Origin of the sequence: Vibrio minamisatsumaniensis, assembly GCF_050337445.1 — a bacterium.
Lineage (GTDB): Bacteria > Pseudomonadota > Gammaproteobacteria > Enterobacterales > Vibrionaceae > Vibrio > Vibrio artabrorum.
The window spans coordinates 1-4,818 of record NZ_JAKJSY010000004.1 but is presented as its reverse complement, the minus strand read 5'-3'; the positions used below and the strand labels follow the sequence as shown (position 1 = coordinate 4,818).

Sequence of the window (4,818 nt, the reverse complement as noted above, 5' to 3'; positions counted from 1 at the left end):
GTATTAGCCATCGTTTCCAATGGTTATCCCCCACATCAAGGCAATTTCCTAGGCATTACTCACCCGTCCGCCGCTCGACGCCCATTAACGCACCCGAAGGATTGTTAGTGTCGTTTCCGCTCGACTTGCATGTGTTAGGCCTGCCGCCAGCGTTCAATCTGAGCCATGATCAAACTCTTCAATTTAAGATTTTGTGACTCAACGAATACTGACTTCAAAACTAATATTCATTCGCCTATTCGAAAATAAACAAAGAACATGTAATTCTAAAGCTATTACCCCTCTCTTCTTAAATAAATAGGAACAGAATGATAATGAATTGACTGTGCCAAGACTAAGTAAACTTAATCTCGATTGGTCACTCAGTTCATTGAAATCAATTTTGATTCCGAAGAATCTGTTTTATCTAACGATAAAACGTTTTGATATTCATCAACGAGTGCCCACACAGATTGATAGGTTTAAATTGTTAAAGAGCGTGTTCTCTAAAAARAGAACGCTTTCAGTGCCTTAGCACTTAAGCAGGACGCGTATAATACGCTTTCCACTTTNAAAGTCAACATAATATTCTAAGTTTTTACTCAGAAAACTATGTTGACTCATCTCTTTCGAGATAAGTCGAAATTAAAGCCTGGCGATGTCCTACTCTCACATGGGGAAGCCCCACACTACCATCGGCGCTATTGTGTTTCACTTCTGAGTTCGGCATGGAATCAGGTGGGTCCACAATGCTATGGTCGCCAAGCAAATTTTAAAATTCGGAAAACTGATTTAAAAGTCTATCTCTTCAAACGCATTCAAGGTCTGTCTTTCTTTGAGTCCACAAAACCCCTTGGGTGTTGTATGGTTAAGCCTCACGGGCAATTAGTACAGGTTAGCTCAATGCCTCGCAGCACTTACACACCCTGCCTATCAACGTCGTAGTCTACGACAACCCTTTAGGACACTTATAGTGCCAGGGAAAACTCATCTCAAGGCTCGCTTCCCGCTTAGATGCTTTCAGCGGTTATCGATTCCGAACTTAGCTACCGGGCAATGCCATTGGCATGACAACCCGAACACCAGAGGTTCGTCCACTCCGGTCCTCTCGTACTAGGAGCAGCCCCTTTCAATTTTCCAACGCCCACGGCAGATAGGGACCGAACTGTCTCACGACGTTCTAAACCCAGCTCGCGTACCACTTTAAATGGCGAACAGCCATACCCTTGGGACCGACTTCAGCCCCAGGATGTGATGAGCCGACATCGAGGTGCCAAACACCGCCGTCGATATGAACTCTTGGGCGGTATCAGCCTGTTATCCCCGGAGTACCTTTTATCCGTTGAGCGATGGCCCTTCCATTCAGAACCACCGGATCACTATGACCTGCTTTCGCACCTGCTCGAATTGTCATTCTCGCAGTCAAGCGGGCTTATGCCATTGCACTAACCACACGATGTCCAACCGTGTTTAGCCCACCTTCGTGCTCCTCCGTTACTCTTTGGGAGGAGACCGCCCCAGTCAAACTACCCACCAGGCACTGTCCGTAACCCCGATTCAGGGGCCAACGTTAGAACATCAAAACTACAAGGGTGGTATTTCAAGGACGACTCCATCACATCTAGCGACGCAATTTCATAGTCTCCCACCTATCCTACACATGTAGGTTCAATGTTCAGTGCCAAGCTGTAGTAAAGGTTCACGGGGTCTTTCCGTCTAGCCGCGGGTACACTGCATCTTCACAGCGATTTCAATTTCACTGAGTCTCGGGTGGAGACAGCGTGGCCATCATTACGCCATTCGTGCAGGTCGGAACTTACCCGACAAGGAATTTCGCTACCTTAGGACCGTTATAGTTACGGCCGCCGTTTACCGGGGCTTCGATCAAGAGCTTCGACCGAAGTCTAACCCCATCAATTAACCTTCCGGCACCGGGCAGGCGTCACACCGTATACGTCATCTTACGATTTTGCACAGTGCTGTGTTTTTAATAAACAGTTGCAGCCACCTGGTATCTGCGACTCTCGTCTGCTCCATCCGCAAGGGACTTCACTGATAAGAGCGTACCTTCTCCCGAAGTTACGGTACCATTTTGCCTAGTTCCTTCACCCGAGTTCTCTCAAGCGCCTTGGTATTCTCTACCCGACCACCTGTGTCGGTTTGGGGTACGATTCCTTACAATCTGAAGCTTAGAGGCTTTTCCTGGAAGCATGGCATCAATGACTTCACTACCGTAGTAGCTCGACATCGTATCTCAGCGTTAGTAGYGGTCCGGATTTACCTAAACCACCCGCCTACGTACTTGAACCTGGACAACCGTCGCCAGGCCCACCTAGCCTTCTCCGTCCCCCCATCGCAATTGTAAGAAGTACGGGAATATTAACCCGTTTCCCATCGACTACGCCTTTCGGCCTCGCCTTAGGAGTCGACTTACCCTGCCCCGATTAACGTTGGACAGGAACCCTTGGTCTTCCGGCGAGGGAGTTTTTCACTCCCTTTATCGTTACTCATGTCAGCATTCGCACTTCTGATACCTCCAGCAGCCCTTACAGACCACCTTCAACGGCTTACAGAACGCTCCCCTACCCCACATACCCTAAGGTACGTAGCCGCAGCTTCGGTGTATAGCTTAGCCCCGTTACATCTTCCGCGCAGGCCGACTCGACCAGTGAGCTATTACGCTTTCTTTAAATGATGGCTGCTTCTAAGCCAACATCCTGGCTGTCTGAGCCTTCCCACATCGTTTCCCACTTAGCTATACTTTGGGACCTTAGCTGGCGGTCTGGGTTGTTTCCCTCTCCACGACGGACGTTAGCACCCGCCGTGTGTCTCCCGGATAGTACTTACTGGTATTCGGAGTTTGCAAAGGGTTGGTAAGTCGGGATGACCCCCTAGCCTTAACAGTGCTCTACCCCCAGTAGTATTCGTCCGAGGCGCTACCTAAATAGCTTTCGGGGAGAACCAGCTATCTCCAGGTTTGATTGGCCTTTCACCCCTAGCCACAAGTCATCCGCTAATTTTTCAACATTAGTCGGTTCGGTCCTCCAGTTGATGTTACTCAACCTTCAACCTGCCCATGGCTAGATCACCTGGTTTCGGGTCTAATCCTAGCAACTGTACGCCCAGTTAAGACTCGGTTTCCCTACGGCTCCCCTAAACGGTTAACCTTGCTACTAAAATTAAGTCGCTGACCCATTATACAAAAGGTACGCAGTCACACCACGAAGGTGCTCCTACTGCTTGTACGTACACGGTTTCAGGTTCTATTTCACTCCCCTCACAGGGGTTCTTTTCGCCTTTCCCTCACGGTACTGGTTCACTATCGGTCAGTCAGTAGTATTTAGCCTTGGAGGATGGTCCCCCCATATTCAGACAGGATATCACGTGTCCCGCCCTACTCGTTTTCACTGATTATGATGTGTCGGTTACGGGGCTATCACCCTTTACTGCGAGACTTTCCAGACTCTTCACCTGCATCATTAAAAGCTTAAGGGCTAATCCAATTTCGCTCGCCGCTACTTTCGGAATCTCGGTTGATTTCTCTTCCTCGGGGTACTTAGATGTTTCAGTTCCCCCGGTTTGCCTCCTGTTGCTATGTATTCACAACAGGATACGTACTTATGCACGTGGGTTTCCCCATTCAGGAATCCCAGACTCAAAAGGTTATTACTACCTAATCTGGGCTTATCGCAAGTTATTACGCCTTTCATCGCCTCTGACTGCCAAGGCATCCACCGTGTACGCTTAGTCACTTAACCATACAACCCGAAAGGGTCTTGTGTATGATACAAATTTGCTTTCACTTTTAAAAAGTGAAGACAAAAAGCAACCAAGGTTTTTGGTTGTCATTAAGAAGGGTTAATTCTTAATGACTGTTTGCCGGACTCAATTGTGATTCAAACAAGTTTGAATCGAATACAAGACACTTGAATGTGTTTGTTGTGTTTATCTAATGAAAGATAAACRTTGAGAACTTTTAAATTTGATTGAATTACTCGTAAGTAAATCAATCAGTCAGCTTTCCAAATTGTTAAAGAGCTTGATTCAATAAATTGAACCATTTTTAAAGACTCTCTTAAGAGAATACTTAAANATGGTGGAGCTATGCGGGATCGAACCGCAGACCTCCTGCGTGCAAGGCAGGCGCTCTCCCAGCTGAGCTATAGCCCCATCTAGGTCGATATTGGTGGGTCTGAGTGGACTTGAACCACCGACCTCCCGCTTATCAGGCGAGCGCTCTAACCAGCTGAGCTACAGACCCAATATCGTCTCTTAACTTTTCTAAACCTAATCAATCTGTGTGGACACTCATCGTAAGTATCTTCGTATAAGGAGGTGATCCAGCCCCAGGTTCCCCTAGGGCTACCTTGTTACGACTTCACCCCAGTCATGAACCACACCGTGGTGATCGTCCTCCACTCTCTCCGAAGAAAGGGCGGTTAAACTAACCACTTCTGGTGCAGCCCACTCCCATGGTGTGACGGGCGGTGTGTACAAGGCCCGGGAACGTATTCACCGTGACATTCTGATTCACGATTACTAGCGATTCCGACTTCATGGAGTCGAGTTGCAGACTCCAATCCGGACTACGACGCACTTTTTNGGATTCGCTCACTATCGCTAGTTTGCTGCCCTCTGTATGCGCCATTGTAGCACGTGTGTAGCCCTACTCGTAAGGGCCATGATGACTTGACGTCGTCCCCACCTTCCTCCGGTTTATCACCGGCAGTCTCCCTGGAGTTCCCGACATTACTCGCTGGCAAACAAGGATAAGGGTTGCGCTCGTTGCGGGACTTAACCCAACATTTCACAACACGAGCTGACGACAGCCATGCAGCA

2 tRNA genes and 4 rRNA genes are annotated in these 4,818 nt (G+C 48.3%); all 6 read right to left on the bottom strand.

What is annotated here, in order from left to right:
• Window positions 1-185 (bottom strand): 16S ribosomal RNA (locus L4B77_RS00600); the annotation flags it as partial.
• Window positions 186-629: 444 nt separating this feature from the next.
• Window positions 630-745 (bottom strand): 5S ribosomal RNA (gene rrf, locus L4B77_RS00595).
• Window positions 746-843: 98 nt separating this feature from the next.
• Window positions 844-3,737, bottom strand: a 23S ribosomal RNA gene (locus L4B77_RS00590).
• A 336-nt stretch (window positions 3,738-4,073) separates the two neighbouring features.
• Window positions 4,074-4,149: transfer RNA gene (locus L4B77_RS00585), tRNA-Ala, on the bottom strand.
• Between the two features lie 14 nt (window positions 4,150-4,163).
• Window positions 4,164-4,240, bottom strand: a tRNA-Ile gene (locus tag L4B77_RS00580).
• A 67-nt stretch (window positions 4,241-4,307) separates the two neighbouring features.
• A 16S ribosomal RNA gene (locus tag L4B77_RS00575) occupies window positions 4,308-4,818 on the bottom strand; the annotation flags it as partial.